At 43.3% G+C, this 15448-nt stretch carries 13 protein-coding genes; 3 read left to right on the forward strand and 10 right to left on the reverse strand.

What is annotated here, in order from left to right:
• Positions 1-65: 65 nt before the first annotated feature.
• The gene (locus ACLHR0_RS03165; protein ID WP_436484675.1) at positions 66-557 is read right to left on the reverse strand and encodes an ankyrin repeat domain-containing protein; all 492 of its coding nucleotides are present in this window, start codon (positions 555-557) and stop codon (positions 66-68) included.
• A 345-nt stretch (positions 558-902) separates the two neighbouring features.
• Between ACLHR0_RS03165 and ACLHR0_RS03170 the strand changes: the two genes are divergently transcribed.
• The gene (locus ACLHR0_RS03170; RefSeq protein ID WP_429045077.1) at positions 903-1577 is read left to right on the forward strand and encodes a hypothetical protein; all 675 of its coding nucleotides are present in this window, start codon (positions 903-905) and stop codon (positions 1575-1577) included.
• A 12-nt stretch (positions 1578-1589) separates the two neighbouring features.
• On the opposite strand, the gene ACLHR0_RS03175 is transcribed toward ACLHR0_RS03170, so the two are convergent.
• From ACLHR0_RS03175 to ACLHR0_RS03200, 6 genes are all read right to left on the reverse strand, one after another.
• The gene (locus ACLHR0_RS03175) at positions 1590-3158 is read right to left on the reverse strand and encodes a glycoside hydrolase family 43 protein (protein ID WP_436484677.1); all 1569 of its coding nucleotides are present in this window, start codon (positions 3156-3158) and stop codon (positions 1590-1592) included.
• A 120-nt stretch (positions 3159-3278) separates the two neighbouring features.
• The gene (locus ACLHR0_RS03180) at positions 3279-3974 is read right to left on the reverse strand and encodes a hypothetical protein (RefSeq protein ID WP_436484679.1); all 696 of its coding nucleotides are present in this window, start codon (positions 3972-3974) and stop codon (positions 3279-3281) included.
• 131 nt (positions 3975-4105) lie between these two features.
• A complete protein-coding gene (locus ACLHR0_RS03185; protein WP_436484681.1) occupies positions 4106-5029 on the reverse strand; it encodes an NADP-dependent oxidoreductase in 924 nt (307 codons plus the stop codon).
• Between the two features lie 35 nt (positions 5030-5064).
• Positions 5065-5688 carry a hypothetical protein gene (locus ACLHR0_RS03190; protein ID WP_436484683.1) on the reverse strand — a complete coding sequence of 208 codons (624 nt, stop codon included), beginning with the start codon at positions 5686-5688 and terminating at the stop codon, positions 5065-5067.
• The gene (locus ACLHR0_RS03195; RefSeq protein WP_436484685.1) at positions 5685-6140 is read right to left on the reverse strand and encodes a hypothetical protein; all 456 of its coding nucleotides are present in this window, start codon (positions 6138-6140) and stop codon (positions 5685-5687) included. Before ACLHR0_RS03195 ends, ACLHR0_RS03190 begins: the two co-directional genes overlap by 4 nt.
• A gap of 135 nt (positions 6141-6275) precedes the next feature.
• Complete coding sequence (locus ACLHR0_RS03200; RefSeq protein ID WP_436484687.1) at positions 6276-7259, reverse strand: helix-turn-helix domain-containing protein; 984 nt, start codon at positions 7257-7259, stop codon at positions 6276-6278.
• 201 nt (positions 7260-7460) lie between these two features.
• Here ACLHR0_RS03200 and ACLHR0_RS03205 point away from each other — a divergent pair, with 201 nt between their 5' ends.
• Positions 7461-8804, forward strand: a complete 1344-nt coding sequence (locus ACLHR0_RS03205) for a family 43 glycosylhydrolase (RefSeq protein ID WP_436484689.1) — start codon at positions 7461-7463, stop codon at positions 8802-8804.
• Between the two features lie 11 nt (positions 8805-8815).
• Positions 8816-10423 (forward strand): glycoside hydrolase family 43 protein, encoded by a 1608-nt coding sequence (locus ACLHR0_RS03210; protein WP_436484691.1) that lies wholly within the window; start codon positions 8816-8818, stop codon positions 10421-10423.
• Between the two features lie 13 nt (positions 10424-10436).
• On the opposite strand, the gene ACLHR0_RS03215 is transcribed toward ACLHR0_RS03210, so the two are convergent.
• The 3 genes from ACLHR0_RS03215 to ACLHR0_RS03225 are packed head-to-tail and all read right to left on the reverse strand — an operon-like array spanning position 10437 to position 15439.
• On the reverse strand, positions 10437-11339 hold the full coding sequence (locus ACLHR0_RS03215; protein ID WP_436484693.1) for an alpha/beta hydrolase: 903 nt from the start codon (positions 11337-11339) through the stop codon (positions 10437-10439).
• 21 nt (positions 11340-11360) lie between these two features.
• Positions 11361-13448 carry a beta-galactosidase gene (locus ACLHR0_RS03220; protein ID WP_436484695.1) on the reverse strand — a complete coding sequence of 696 codons (2088 nt, stop codon included), beginning with the start codon at positions 13446-13448 and terminating at the stop codon, positions 11361-11363.
• Positions 13449-13501: 53 nt separating this feature from the next.
• Positions 13502-15439, reverse strand: a complete 1938-nt coding sequence (locus ACLHR0_RS03225; RefSeq protein WP_436484697.1) for a glycoside hydrolase family 97 catalytic domain-containing protein — start codon at positions 15437-15439, stop codon at positions 13502-13504.
• Positions 15440-15448 lie beyond the last annotated feature (9 nt).

Genomic DNA, 15448 nt, shown 5'->3' on the forward strand with positions numbered 1-15448 from the left:
ATAGACTAAGGAGCTGCACCGTGGAGTAGGATATGCACTTCCCCATCCAGGGTAACCATATTTAGCTATGCAACCTTTTTATTCAACAGATTTACGAGTTCCATATTACCTACTTTTTCCGCAAAAGATAAAGGGCTTGCACCAGCGTTGTTTTTATGGTTTGGATCCGCATGATGGTTCAAAAAAAGTTCTACAATAGCATGCTTTCTTTTGTCACCCCGAACGTAAAAAACAGCTGGCCATAGCGGTTGGTTACCAAAACTATTTGTTGCGGCAAGATTAGCATGATGATTTAGCAATAAAACTGCTATATCAAGCAAATTGTTTTCGGCTGCATGATGAAGTGTGGTATTCCCTTTATAGTCAGGGATATTTGGATCAGCTCCATTTTCAAGCAATAATTTTACCACATCATAATGATTAAGCGCCACAGCAGTTGCCAATGCTGTAAAACCTACGCTATCTTTTATATTGATATCAACTGAGGATCGGGTCAATAATTCTGCTATCTTTTCTATTTTTCCGCCTATTGCGAGTTTTATAAGATTGTTTTCCATTTAATAAAAATAACTATTTGTTGTTGAAATGTATATTTCAACGAAGATGGTTCTTCCCCCCTTTTGTTGAAATATACATTATTGGCAACCAGCAATACATGCAACCACGTGAAATCATGACTTTGCTTTTCCAGCCTGATTGCCACCAGATTGCCGGTTACCGGCTTTCTCTTTTGGTTAGGAAAAAGAAGGCTGAAGCTTTGATTATTATAGAATAGGTAAATAATAGCTAAATTGCCGACGATCTCTTCTGTTCCATGATGAACATACAGGTATCAGCAACTAATGAATTTAAAGTCTCTTACCGGAACGAATAACACAAATAACAGACATAATCCTATTCAAATGATAAAACAATATCGATTGTTACTTTTAGCAGTTTTGCTGATAGGTTGTAAAAAGGAACCAGCTATAGAACTGGAAGATTTTAACCTGGGCAGCAATTTATCGACATTTGTATCGGCCAAAAACAAGCACAAAACTTATACTAATTATTATCAAATAAAATCTGAAATAATTGGCGCAGACACCGTTTTAGACGGTGAATTTATAGGAAGTGAGCAGCCCATAAGAATTGACTATAAACAGCAAATGTTTTCCCAGAAAGATGTTATTGCAAGATTCGGTGATTTTGAGTTTAATGCGATCAATTTTGCCACAACGGTAACCGGAAAATTGATGGTTTTCAACGCGGTTGCGGGGAAGATTTCTTTGAAAGAAACCCAACGATTTGTGCAGCTATTGAATGACAAATATGGGAAGGCAGTTAAGACCAAGAGCGAGTTTATTAAACCATTTGATATTTATTCCTGGCAATTAAAAGACAGGATCATTAAATATTGTGTGGTAAGTGAGAATGATAGCAATGCTTTGAAAGTTGGTACTGATAAGGACCAGCAGACCATAAAAGAGGGGAAGAACGAAACTTATCTGAAAGCATTTATATATATTATTAAGAAGGAATATGCAGACCAGGTAATTGGTAAAATGAGTAGCGGCGACTTACTGTATTGCGAATAACATAACAATTCGTTATTTTTCCGGGGAAATGGATTCTGTTATATGAAAAAAGTCAAAGTCAGCCGCTCCTCCTATATTCTTTGTAGCATAATTAAACAAAGCAAAACGATAGCCCATGAAATGCGGGAAGGTATAGGCCATTTTTAATTGTGTGCCCAATGGTATCCACGTTTTCCCATCGAGACTATAAAAAAAATCTGCTACATCTTTTCTGTTTGTAAAATTGCATTCCGCCTTAAAGTATACTACCTTTTGGTCCAGAGGGATTTTTTGTGCTTCTACAGGTTGGCCGGTGCTGGCATTGATCATTACGACAGCTTTGTTATTCCCGGTTATTCTGACACCAGCCAATCCATAATTTTTTTGCAAAAGGCCCAAACCCGCAAAATCACCATCTTTCATATTAGAAATGTCAAGCGAAACTGTTCCGGAGCATACCGGGCCAATAGTGCGTTGTGTCAATGAATTTCGTGCCATCACAAAATCGGTGTCAATCCTGCCGGTGGTGAGTCGTAAATACCCTTTCCGATCTGTAACAGACCATAAACTATTATCCGGGTTGTGGTTCCATTGCCAAACCAGTGGTAATGCCCGTTCGCCTTTTTTACGGGTAAATTCGTCCGAAGCAACAATGCCGGGGATCAAACCTTTACCGGCCGGCAGATCGATTGTATCGGGCACTTTGCCGTTGGTGCCCAAAACGGGCCATCCATCCTTCCACTTTACAGGGACCAAATAGGGTATCCGGCCTACAGCGCCATAATCACGGAACAAATAAGAATACCAGGTTCCATTTGGCGCTTCGACCAATCCGCCTTGCGCCACGCCCAGATCCTGTAACCCAATTCGTCCTTCGTACGGGCCGGTGATTTTATCTGCCCGGTGTATTATAACAGTACGTATGCTGCCCTTTGGCCATGTAATATTGAAAAGATAATATTTGCCGTTTATCTTAAACAGCTGAGAACCCTCTGGACCGAGGCCGCCCGAAGGAGGGCTTGCATTCTCAATGATAAGCAGGTCTGTTCCGCCTGGCTTTATGCCCGACAGGTCCTCATTTAATTCAACCAACCTTAATTTCCCGCTTCCACTAATCATATAAACCTTCCCGTCATCATCAAAAAACAAAGAGTTATCACCCAGATCGGGGGCAAATGACCTTGCCTTCCACTGGCCTTTTTCGATATCTTTTGTAGAGTAGATATAAGTTTTTCCCGTGGTTTCTGCAAATGTGCTTACATAATAGGTGCCATTATGAAAACGAATAGAACTTGCCCACGAACCATGCCCATATGCGTTTTTGCCATTTGTGAGATTTAATGCATCAACATTTGCTAAAGTATCATATGCATAATTCACCAGCTTCCAGTTCACCAGGTCGTTCGACTTCATAATCGGTACACCGGGACTCATATGCATCGTTGTGCTGCTCATGTAATAGCTATTGCCTACACGTACTATTGATATGTCCGGTACATCTGCATAAATAATGGGATTAGTTGCTTTTTGTGCGTATAAACACGGTACTGCAAGGGTGATAATGAAGGCCGTCATCCATAACCTGTAAATCTCATTTCTCATATTCAGATTTTTTTTCCTGGTACGCTTACCTGATTTTAGTTAATGTATTTATTTAAAGCACGCCAACTAAATATGGGTCGAAAGTACTTCGATAGTGCTTTGAGTTCGAACATTATCCCCTTAATGATAATTCGAATACTGAAATTTACGAACAAACATCAGATCTATATAATCTGTAATCAAAGGCGCTAACTCATCAACTTTCTCCAGTAATTTTTCCTCCGCTGCAGGATCAATATCATTATCTCCTGATATCTTACTCTTAATTTCTTCTTTAAACAAACCTATATATAATGACCTGATATTTTTATAGCCCGGTAAACTGTCGACAGGATCCTGACAATAGAGATCATATTCAACATAAGCCGGTATTCTCTTGTATTGATGCCCAAAATACGTTCCTCCGTGATGTAATTCCCCGTAAATCTCATTAACATATCTATACAACCTAAGCAATCTTTCTCTTCTCAGATGCTGGTTAACATTCTTCTTTTTCCAAAAATAACCATAAAGGAGATAGAACTCATCCTGCCCTGCTTCACCACCAAAACGGGCATCTTCCGGTGTTGGATGACACCAAAGGTTTGCATAAGCTTCTGCCGGGCTGGTTGGATATTTCTCCATGAACACCGGATTTCGTTTTAAGATATCTTTTAGCTCATTTTCAGTATAGACAAGATTAGCGTCACTATCTATTGTGATTTTAGGGCTACTATCTTCTTTTTTTGCAGTATCAACTTTTGTGCGGTGATCAGGTTTGTTTGCATGACAGGCAACAAGGCAGAACAGTAGAAAAAAAAGAAATCCTTTGTGCATATAAGTAGGGCTAGTTATGGTAAAGTTACCCTTCTCTGAATTAAAAAAGTTCGAAACTTTTCCTTCCACCGCGCAAAGCCACTCTTAATGAGTGGCTTTGCGCGGTGGAGCAGCAGTTCTCAAATACATTGCTATGCTACAACAAGGATAACTTTACCGTTTACGCCGCCAGCCGTTAAGAAATCCTGGGCCTTTGCTGCTTCTTCAAGCTTAAATGTTCTGGAAACAATTGGTTTGAATTTTCCGGCTGCTACCAGGTCCAGGCCATTTTTCAATGTTTGAAACGATAAGTCGGAAGCGATAAAACGCGCTTCCACATGGAACTGTTCTGCCAGCTCCTGTGAAGGCGGCACCACGATACTCAATAGTTTACCACCCTGCTTTAATACCCGGAAAAGCCCGGCCTGGGCTTCGCCGCCAGCCGTATCTGCAACCAGGTCAACGCCTGTAACAATGCTGGTCACATCCTGCAATTTATAATCAATCACTTCGTCGGCGCCGAGGCTCTTAGCTAAGGCCACACCTTCTCCGGATGCAGTAGCAATCACATATGCACCGGCAGCTTTTGCCATTTGCACCATAGCCCCGCCAACTGCACCGCCCCCACCCTGGATTAAAACTTTCTGGCCTTTTGCTAACTTCCCTTCTGTAAAAAGAACAGATTGAGCAGTCCCGATATTAACACCTATCGATGCTGCCTCTTCGAAAGACAGGCTTTGCGGCTTTGGCACAACGAAATTTTCGTTTGCAACCACAAATTGTGCATACCCGTTTTTTAATGGGATAGCGATGACTTCATCACCTGTTTTAAATTTTGATACTTTTTCGCCGGTGGCAACAACTATTCCCGCCACTTCCCCACCTGGTATAAAGGGCATTTTCACCGGACGGATCTGCTTCATAAATCCCATGCGTATTTTCATATCTATCGGGTTTACACTTGCTGCCTTCACCTGGATTAAAACATCATTTTCATTTTGGATAGATGGTGTCGAAACCTCTACCTGTTCAATCACCTCTGAATTACCAAAGGCTTTGTATTGCATTGCTTTCATATTATTTTTATTTTTTAAAATTGTAAATAGCTTTTTTACTGAAGTGAACTGTAAATTGGATAATCAATGTAACCTGTTTCGCCGGGTGTATACAATGTGTTGAAGTCAACATCATTGAGGGGGTCGTTTTTTTCGATACGCCTCACAAAATCAGGATTAGCAAGGAATCCCCGCCCAAAGGCAACAAGGTCTGCTGAGTTGTCCTGCAGCTTTTGCTCGGCTGTCTCCATTGTCAAGCCGTTACAGTATATGATAGTATTATTAAATCCTGTACGGATTGCATGATATGTTTTCTCTGGAATTGCCGGATTGGTTGACAAATGGATATAGGCAATCCCTATCTTATCCAATTCACTGCTCAGATAGGCGTATGTTTGATGCACCTCTTCTGTATCGTAAGGCTGTTGATCGCTTAATTGGGAAAACGGGGAAAAACGAATCCCTATTTTATCCGGACCGATAGCAGCTGCGATGCCCCCGGTAATCTCTACAATGAGGCGGCTCCGGTTTTTAAGGTTACCTCCGTATTGGTCTGTCCTGTTATTTACATTTGGATTTAAGAATTGCTCCAGCAAATAACCATTTGCGCCGTGGAGCTCCACCCCATCAAAACCTGCAAGGATCGCATTTTTGGAAGCGCTTACAAATTCCGCTATCACACGCGTAATCCCCTCCAGGCTAAGAGCTTCCGGAACAGAGTGTTGCTGTAAACCAAGCGAGTCGGTAAAATCTCGCCGGCAGCCCTGATATTCGAAGGACCTACGGGCAGTTGTCCGCCCGGTATATTGGCAACATGCGCAATACGTCCGGTGTGCATGATCTGCAAAAAAATCTTTGATCCGTTTTGATGAACAGCATCCGTAACTTTTTTCCATTCCTTCACCTGTTCATCAGAATAAATACCGGGAATACGTGGATAACCAAGTCCCTGGGGGCTCGGTGCTGTACCCTCGGTTACAATCAATCCGGCGCCTGAACGTTGTGAGTAATACGTTGCCATCAGTTCATTTGGAAGATTGCCAATGGCCCTGCTGCGGGTCATGGGCGCCATTACCAAACGGTTTTTGAGTTTTAGCGGGCCCTTCTCGAAAGGCGTAAATAACTTTTTCATTTTGTATGATGATTTAATTCTGCAAACAAAATTAGAAGTTATGTTATGGGTAAAATAACCCAAAAGGGCGTAAGAATAGTCCAATACGACAAGGGTATATTTAAACTTAAAAAAGTTGTGAAGTAAAGATGGGGACTATCCTTTGTAGGAAAACTTTTTGGGGGTAATACCATATTGCCTTTCAAACAATCTGCTAAAGTGGCTCAGATTGGAGAACCCGAGCTCATAACCCACGTCAGAAACGGAGAGTTTGGCCTGTTTCAATAAAAAGGCTGCTTCTTCCATTCGTGCACGCTGATAGTAATTGTATATAGTAACGCCAAAAGTTTGTTTAAAGAGCTGCTTAAGCTTGGTTTCACTCATTGAAGCGATCGTAGCTAATTCCTTTAAAACCGGCGGAGTACTAAGATCTCGTAATATCTCGCTGCGTATTACCAGGAGTTTCTCGGCGTCGGTACTATTAATATTTTTAAATGTGGTGTTCTCCCTGAGCGACAGCTTACTAAAAAGCAAGTACAGTACTTCCTGTACCTTAATCTGCACATAGAAATTGTTCAGGGAGTTATTCATATCGACAGACACAATATTTTTAAGCAGCAATTGCATTTCAGCATCCAAACTTTCGAAAAAGAGAAAGGAAGCATTTTCTGCGGTAATGGTTTTTATTGTACTGTTAGGGTTTTCGATAGATAGAATGCTGCGCAATCTATCTGCAGCAACACCCACTACTACATACTGAATATTGCTGCCCGCTGGGAAACGGATTTCTGTGCGCAAGTCGTTTGTAGAAAGCTGTATGGCGGAATCATTCTTTTGTGAGAACGGTATGTTTTCCTCGTTATTATATTTAAGTTCAAAATCTTCTTCATTATTGTAAAAGAAAATGGTACGTATGTTATTGTATATGATGGCCGGATTACGTTTAATAACAAAATCTTCTTTTAATTTATACCGGTGGATGGTTAACCTGAAATCATCCCCAAACCCAACTTTACGTACGTAACCTTCTCCCAGTCGCGCTGGGATTTCCAATACATTATCTCTCACAGGCACATTAATCTGTTTTGAAAAAAATGTTATAAAGTCAAAATCTGGCGACGCTGTAAATTCAAAAATCATATAACCAGGTAAGTTATTACTCACTCTAAATTAACGTAAATAACCTGTAAGAAACCGAAAAAAACGACTATTTTGTTGATTCACCTTACATCACGTATGTTCAAGAAAAAGAAGCGTTATGCGGTTCCACTTATGATAACAAAGTTCCTCTTCCTATTTACGAAGACATGCATCATCATTTTGCTGATATTGTGGTACCCCTTGTCCGGAAAATCCCAGGCCAACCCCTTCGGCAATGCGCTTATCCCCGACATGATTGCTGATGCAAGTATCCAGGAAATAAACGGCACATTCTATTGCTATGCAACTACGGATGGTTACGACGATGGCCTCCGCACATCAGGACCACCGGTGGTTTGGAAATCTACAGATTTTGTTCACTGGAGCTTTTCGGGGACTTATTTTCCGTCTGCCACCAGGCAGTTATATTGGGCGCCCAGTAAGGCGATCAGCGCAAACGGGAAATACTATCTTTATCCCACTGTCAACGGATACATGTATGCAGCAGTTGCCGATTCCCCCGACGGCCCATTCCGTTTGGCTACCGGAGCCGATACTTTTATAAAGCCCTACTCACCCAATACACTGTTACAACTAAAAACGCCCAAAGGTCCCACTGGTATTGATGCGGAGATTTTTACAGACGACGACCATAAAGCTTATTTGTTCTGGCAAATGAGGCATGCAGCCCCGCTTAGTGTGGACATGGTCACTGTTGATACCAATACTGTTACCATACCAACACCCCGCAGCGGCTATTCCGAAGGGCCCATTTTTTTCAAACGGAAAGGCATTTACTATTTTCTTTACACGCTTGGCGGAGATGAAAAGTATCAATACGCTTACGTTTCAGGCAAGGCATCTCCGCTGGGACCGTTCGATGCTCCCAAAAACAACGACATCATCGCCACCACAAATCACGAGCGCCAGATCTTTGGTCCGGGGCATGGATGCGTTTTCAACGTTCCGGGTACAGATGATTACTATTTTGCGTATCTCGAATATGGAAGAGGAAGTACCAACCGGCAAACGTATGTCAACAGGTTACGTTTCAATGAAGATGGATCCATTCAGCCGGTCGACCTGACCATGACAGGTGTTGGCGCACTCCATCCGGTGAAAACGGGCGCTCCCAAAAAAGTTATGCAAGCCACCGCATCGAGCACCCGGGCTGATTTGAAAATCAAACCGGCAAAAGATTCCCTGCTTCATCGTGTTGAATATTTCGTGCCCTCCTTTGCTTTTGATGGTTCAAACGGATCTCGTTGGATGGCTTCTCCCGAAGACTCCGCAGCCTGGATCATGGCCGATTTAGGTAAAGTCACGAGCATAAAACGCAGCGAGGTTTACTTTGTCCGGCCAACAGCCGGACACGCTTACGTTTTGGAATATTCCACGGATGCCACACACTGGTCGTCGTGTGGCGGTCACAATGATGTTAAAATACAATCCCCTCATTCCGATGCTGTCAATATCAAAACGCGCTTTTTGAGAATTAAAATTACTACTGGAATAAAAGGTGTCTGGGAATGGAATATTTATTAAAAGATGGGATTATGAATAATGTCAAGCTATTGATAGCCCTCTGGACGTGCCAGCTGCTATGCATAAATGTATTTGGTCAGCAAACCGGGAAATGGGGAGATCGGGGAGATAGAACCTATATTAACCCCGTGCTGCCAGGCGACTTCAGCGACCTGGACGCGATTCGTGTGGGTAACGATTTTTATGCTATCTCATCCACCATGCAGTATTCTCCCGGAATGGTTGTTTTACATTCAAAGGATCTTGTTAATTGGGAAATTATCAGCCATGTTGTACCAGATCTTACAAACATCTCACCCAATCTCAACTGGGATAAGATGAACTGTTATGGCAAAGGCATATGGGCGGGTTCTTTACGATATTACAAAAATAAATTCCGGGTATATTTCGGTACGCCGGATGATGGTTTCTTTATGAGTACGGCAGCAAATCCTGCAGGACCATGGGAGCCGGTTCATCAATTGTGGAAAGTATCTGGTTGGGATGATTGCTGCTCCCTCTGTGATGATGATGGTCAATTGTATTTTGTTGCCACCAACTATGAAACTGATCCCCAAAACAATAAAAAATACAATATCCATGTTTTCAAAATGACACCGGATGGAAAAAAATTGATGATGGAAACTGACAGCATCATCCATCAGTCACACGGAAGCGAAGCAAATAAATTGTACAAGATAAATGGCCTTTATTACCATCTTTTCAGTGAAGTAAAATCAGAAGGCCGGGTTATCATGATGGAGCGCTCGAAGAGCATTTATGGACCATGGGAGATAAAGCAACTAAACCATGTAAATAAAACGCTGGATAAAGAACCTAACCAGGGAGGGCTTATTCAATTAACCAGCGGAGCATGGTATTTCTTTACGCATCATGGTACGGGCGATTGGGAAGGCCGTGCCGCCAGCCTGCTTCCCGTTACCTGGGTAAATGGCTGGCCAATTATTGGAAAGGTGGGGAATGATACCATTGGTTCCATGGTTTGGTCGGGTCGCAAACCGATACATCTTAAGCCACCTTTGCTTACCATACAAACCGACGATAATTTTAATTCTGCTACCCTTCTTCCACAATGGGAATGGAATTACCAGCCGAGATCAGATAAGTGGTCATTAACTGACCGTAAGGGATTCTTGCGATTGTACGCTTTCAAACCCATTACGGCTGACAATAAGAATATCCTGTTACAGGCAGGCAATACCGTTACCCAACGCAGCCTACGCACAACATCCAATGTAGTTACCATTAAGCTGGATATCGATGGAATGCGTAACGGCGAATATGCAGGACTGACACATTTTTCAACACCGGGTACGAGTTGCATTGGAATAAAGCAGGTTAACAACTCGCGGTACCTGACCTATACACATAATGACCAGGACTCTACCGGGTCAACCATTGCCGGGCGTACTATCTGGCTTCGATCTGCCTGGAACTACCGGGGGGAGAACAGGTATTTTTACAGCGTTGATGGAAAATCATTTTCACCTTTCGGAGGTGTATCCCGGTTAGCCTGGGGTAGTTACCGCGGAGACAGGATCGGTATTTTCAACTTCAATACCGAATCGGATAGCGGGTTTGTTGATATAGATTCATTCCGGTACCGGTATTCAAAGTAGATTACCTTTCCTCCTACCGTTTAAAAATATGCTGGGAAAACAGATACAGGTTACGATCCCACTCCGTGTTGTCATGCCCGTTAGTATCCACACTCCAAACATGCGGGACAGATATTTCGTTAAGATACTGATGGGCCTTTTCACTAATCCCGAAAAGGCCGTCTTTATTACCACAGGCCACCCATAGCAGTTTCAACTTTTCCTGGGCAGTTTTAATATCCGGCACAAATTTGACATCTGTATACATACCACCGAACATATTCGTATTGGGCGCCGAAGAAAATCCACCTATATAGGCAAAAGTTCCCAGGTTATACAAACCTATATTTAACGACTGTCCTCCACCCATTGACAAACCTGCTATAGCACGATGTTCACGGTCACTGATAGTGTAATAATGTGAATCGATGTAAGGAATGATATCTTTCAATAAATCCTCTTCAAATGGTTTTCTGTAACCTTCAAAACCATCGGCCCTTCCGGAACGGCTTGCTGTTGCTGTATCTGTCACTGTCAGCTTTGAATCGCAGTTGGGGAAAACCAAAATTACAGGCTGAATTTTATCATCTGCTATCAGGTTATCTACAATGTTATCTGCCTGGCACCATTCCGTCCATTGCCGATAGTCTGATCCCAAACCATGCAACAGATATAGCACCGGATATTTCTTATCTGCCGAATATCCCGGAGGCGTATATACACTCATTTCCCGGCGTTTCCCAAGCGTTTTGGAGTCGTATTGAACAACGGTTAATTTTCCGTGAGGTACATTATTACGCTGCACATTAAATCCGGCCGATGGATCAGGAAACGAGGGGACAGTGTCCGCGTTAAAAGAAACCTTGCCTGTTTGTGCCAGGCAGATATGACTGGCAACAATAAATACAATCAAAACAAATAAATACCTGTTACTCATTTTATTTTTATAATGTTATTTTTATTCGTTCCAAACCAATACGCCTGCTGGTTCCAATACTTTATTCCCGATCAATATTTTGGCTCCGGCTGGCATTTTCATTTCATAATTATCAGAAGAATAATTTACGGCCACATAAAAACCATCGCGCCAATAAACAAATACGCCGGGAGGATAATTCTCGGTGGTAGCGCCCGCGCCGGTATAGATCTCCCGCAGTATATCTGTCTCCAGTTTAGCATCATCTGTATCTACTCCGATATAGGTAACAGAGCCTTTGCCGATTTTATGCTTCACCACCGCTGCTTTTCCTTTATAAAACTGGTTATCGAATACCGCAAGGGCTGCTGCATTTTTATCAGGGGCAAGTAAGTCGGCCCAATTGTTCCAGTTGTAATGGGTTGACCCCATAAGGATATCACCTTTGGCGCTGCCAGAAAGCATATCGGTCGCTTTTACCTGCGCTCCAATCAACCCTGATATGGGAGCCGCCCATTCGCCTTCCCAGAAATGGCCCATGCGATCTTTGGTGGCCGTGCGGCAGGTAATAATCAAATGCCCGCCGTTGGCTGTATATTCCCGCCATTTATATACCAGCGCACTATCCGCCATTTCGTAGGCAGGAACAATCACAAATTTGTATTTCGACAAATCAGTGGTTTCCGGAATTACGTCTACCGGTGCGCCGAATGATTTTGCTATCTCCAGGAATTTAACCGGGTAATTCCAGGTATCCCATTGCCAGGTTTGTTTTTGCCGGTCAATCGTCCAGTAATTTTCCAGGTTCCAAAGGATTGCCGTTGAACGGGCCGCCAGTTTCTGAGGTATTGCAGTATTGGGTTTATATTGTTTTCTCAACTCTTTTATTTCCTTCATGAATTGCATGTACTCCTCGCCACCCTGCGAAGGAGTTACGCCATCTGTTTTTATTACGCCGGCATGATACTGTTCCGCGCTATAATTAATCTGGCGGAAGCGGTAGGAGCAGGCCAGCTTTCCGCCTGCTGCGAAGGTGTGATAGAGCCACATACGTACGGTACCCGGCAAAAGCAGCGGGTTGTAGCTTCCCCAGTTCACAGGTCCCGGTTGAATTTCCATCACACCGGATACACCGCCAACCGATTTATAATATTCAGCAGCAAAAAGAATTACTTTACTATTTCCCAAGCGGAAGCCCTGGTCTCCTATATTATTGGTACCACCATTCGGATAGGCGGTGTAAGTAGCAAAGTCGAGTTTACCTGTACGCCTGGGATCTGCTCCAGTAGAAACGGCTGTATAATTAGTAGTGATATATTGATCTTTTGAGATGTGGTTCCGCAGTATGCCCGCCTGAAAATCGAGAAATTCACCCTGGGCATCTGCGCAGTAACGTTTAAAGTCGAGCAACGCATGAGGATTATTTCCCCACCAACCAACGAGGTTAGTATTTGGAATGATCACCTGGTCAAAATTATTGTACCACTGGCTCCAGAAGGCGGTTCCCCAGGCGCTGTTCAGTGCTTCAATTGTTTTGTATTTTTGTTGCAGCCATTGCCTGAATGCTTCCTGCGAAGACGGGCTGTAATCGGGTTTGGCATCAGGCTCATTATCAAGCTGCCAGCCAATCACGTTTTTATTTGTTCCATACCGTTTAGCCATTTCTGTTACAATGGTGGCTACAAACTTCCTGTAAGCGGGGTTAACGATTGATCCTAATCCACGTGTGCCCTGCTCCCCACGAATGTAATGGCCATCCATCACAAAAGTTTCCGGGTAATTTGCCCTCATCCAGGCAGGTGTAGTTGCGGAAGGGGTACACATCAGCACTTTCAGGTTGTATTTGGTACAGAGGCCAATCACCTTGTCGAGCCACGAAAACTCAAATTTACCCTGTTCGGGTTCCATTTTAAACCAGGCAAATTCCGCCAGGTGCACAAATTCATAGCCCATGCCGGCAATCTTCTTTATATCCCGCTCCCATTGGTTTTCGTTCCAATGCTCGGGATAATAATAGATGCCGGTGGTGATAAGATTTTTTTCAGGAAAGAAGTGGTTCACCTCCTGCGAGGTGGCATTCAATCCCGAAATTAAGATTGTTATAATAACAAGTAGCGAGCGTTTATTCATCTGTTGATCTGTTTTACTAATTTACTGCCGAAATTTTTACCGGTTTTGAAAAATTATATTGGTTTCAACACCGCTGCAAAACCTCCGCGGCGAAGCATCTTAACCTCAACGGTACTGGATCCGTCCACCACCAAATACTGTGTTGTCAGCGCTTTATCGTGTATTCCATCCGTAATGAGTGTCAGCTTGTATTTAATTCCTTCCGGCAGGAAAGTGAAGCTGATCGTTTCCTTCTTCTCCCACTCCTCGCCATTCATGCCACCGATATACCATGCATCGTTTTTGCGGCGGGCAAGCATAATATCTTTACCAGGATAGCCACTAAGCAACCGAATATCATCCCAGGCATTCGGAACTTCCTTTAAAAATGTTCTGGCGGCATCCGGTAATTCATGATAGCCTTCCGGACGATCGGCCAGATGCTGAATCCCGGATTCAAACACAACACTGAGTGCCAGCTCATGCCCATATGAAGTAATATGCGGGTATTGGGAATTGGTGAAGGTAACCGGTGTGTAATCCATAGGACCAACCACGTTGCGGGTAAAAGGCAGCGTGGTATTATGTTCTGGCGCAGCGGGTGTAAAATCCGGGACATTGTTGTACCATTCAGCACCGCGTACTGCCTCGTATGTCATCAGGTTCGGATAGGTTCTTGTCCAGCCCCGTGGCACCAGGCAACCGTGAAAATATACCATCATTTGAAATTGAGCCGCATCTTCCAGGATGTCGAGATAATATTTGATCATGTCCTGCTTCTCGCTTTCAAAGAAGTCGACTTTGATGCCTGCAACGCCCAATTTCCTCAACTTCGTAAATTCTTCCACCCGGCTTTCATGCGTTAACAACTTGTCGCGGGGAGTTGAGGTAACGCCGGTATGAGGGCCACCAGAATTGTACCACATCAATGGCTTCACACCTTTTGAATGAATGTATTGAAGGGCATCTTCCAGGCGTCCGCCATTGCTCATTGCATCCCATTCCCAATCGAGCAACGTATAAGGCCAGTTCATCTCGGCTGCCAGGTCGGCAAATGCACAAACAATTTTATAGTCCTTTGTGCCATGGTTACTTGACCAATAATTCCAGGAGGCGATTCCTGGTTTAATCCAGCCGGTATTTTTTATGACAGACGGCGCAGACACATCGTCCACCAAAGTAGAGGCTACTATATCAGCAAGGGTACCTGTAATCATCACACGCCAGGGCGATTTCCACGGCAACGTGATCGTAGGCTGCGATGCTCCCAGTCCCTGTCCATCCCGCGGATCCGGTAAAGTAAGTTTGTATGTTGCTTCATCAGCGGCATTGCTGAGTTTAGTGCCGCAATAAGTACTGTTTACATCTGCTTCATGCAGCAGGAACCAGCAGGAATTATCCTTTAACTTAAAAAGTGCCGGGTAACACCATTCCTGTTGCTGCACTTTGTTATCGCTCATGGAAGTGTATAACCATTCATTGGCAGTATTCCATTTTTCCATCCAGCGGGTTGTTTCCTTTGGAATGGTGTAAGCAGTCAGTTCATCCTTTACAACAAACGTCCCCTGCTTCTCCGGAAATTCATAACGGAAAGCAATGCCATCGTTATACGCCCTGATAACAATATTCAATTTTGCTTTGGAAGGATTCTCAAAAGAAACCATCACTTCATTGGCAGCATTGGTACAAACGGATTTCTTACCATGCAACGCATTGTATTGCTCCTGGATCAAAATGGGTTTACCTGCTTTGAGGAATTTCAGTTCTTTTGAAAAATCCTGATCACTGCGCGACAGTCCTAAATCAATATGCGGAACAACTTCCGAAACCTTCCCGTTGTTATGGTAAGACGCTTTGATGTACCAGCTCCCAATATCACTATTTTGCACTGAAAACAGTTCAACACTGATTTTCCTATCCGGCGATTGCACCGTTGTCCTTTGTGCAAATAACGACAGTGAGCTAAGAGAAAAAAGGACAACGGAAACAACCGCAAATTTCATATTCAACATTTCTTCGTT

It is taken from the genome of Chitinophaga sp. ARDCPP14 (assembly GCF_051362515.1).
Lineage (GTDB): Bacteria > Bacteroidota > Bacteroidia > Chitinophagales > Chitinophagaceae > Chitinophaga.

Coding starts and splice junctions, on each gene's coding strand:
- ACLHR0_RS03215 (WP_436484693.1), bottom strand. CDS start 11,339: ATGAGTAACAGGTATTTATTTGTTTTGATTGTATTTATTGTTGCCAGT.
- ACLHR0_RS03195 (WP_436484685.1), bottom strand. CDS start 6,140: ATGAAAAAGTTATTTACGCCTTTCGAGAAGGGCCCGCTAAAACTCAAA.
- ACLHR0_RS03220 (WP_436484695.1), bottom strand. CDS start 13,448: ATGAATAAACGCTCGCTACTTGTTATTATAACAATCTTAATTTCGGGA.
- ACLHR0_RS03170 (WP_429045077.1), top strand. CDS start 903: ATGATAAAACAATATCGATTGTTACTTTTAGCAGTTTTGCTGATAGGT.
- ACLHR0_RS03225 (WP_436484697.1), bottom strand. CDS start 15,439: ATGTTGAATATGAAATTTGCGGTTGTTTCCGTTGTCCTTTTTTCTCTT.
- ACLHR0_RS03210 (WP_436484691.1), top strand. CDS start 8,816: ATGAATAATGTCAAGCTATTGATAGCCCTCTGGACGTGCCAGCTGCTA.
- ACLHR0_RS03165 (WP_436484675.1), bottom strand. CDS start 557: ATGGAAAACAATCTTATAAAACTCGCAATAGGCGGAAAAATAGAAAAG.
- ACLHR0_RS03180 (WP_436484679.1), bottom strand. CDS start 3,974: ATGCACAAAGGATTTCTTTTTTTTCTACTGTTCTGCCTTGTTGCCTGT.
- ACLHR0_RS03200 (WP_436484687.1), bottom strand. CDS start 7,259: ATGATTTTTGAATTTACAGCGTCGCCAGATTTTGACTTTATAACATTT.
- ACLHR0_RS03175 (WP_436484677.1), bottom strand. CDS start 3,158: ATGAGAAATGAGATTTACAGGTTATGGATGACGGCCTTCATTATCACC.
- ACLHR0_RS03185 (WP_436484681.1), bottom strand. CDS start 5,029: ATGAAAGCAATGCAATACAAAGCCTTTGGTAATTCAGAGGTGATTGAA.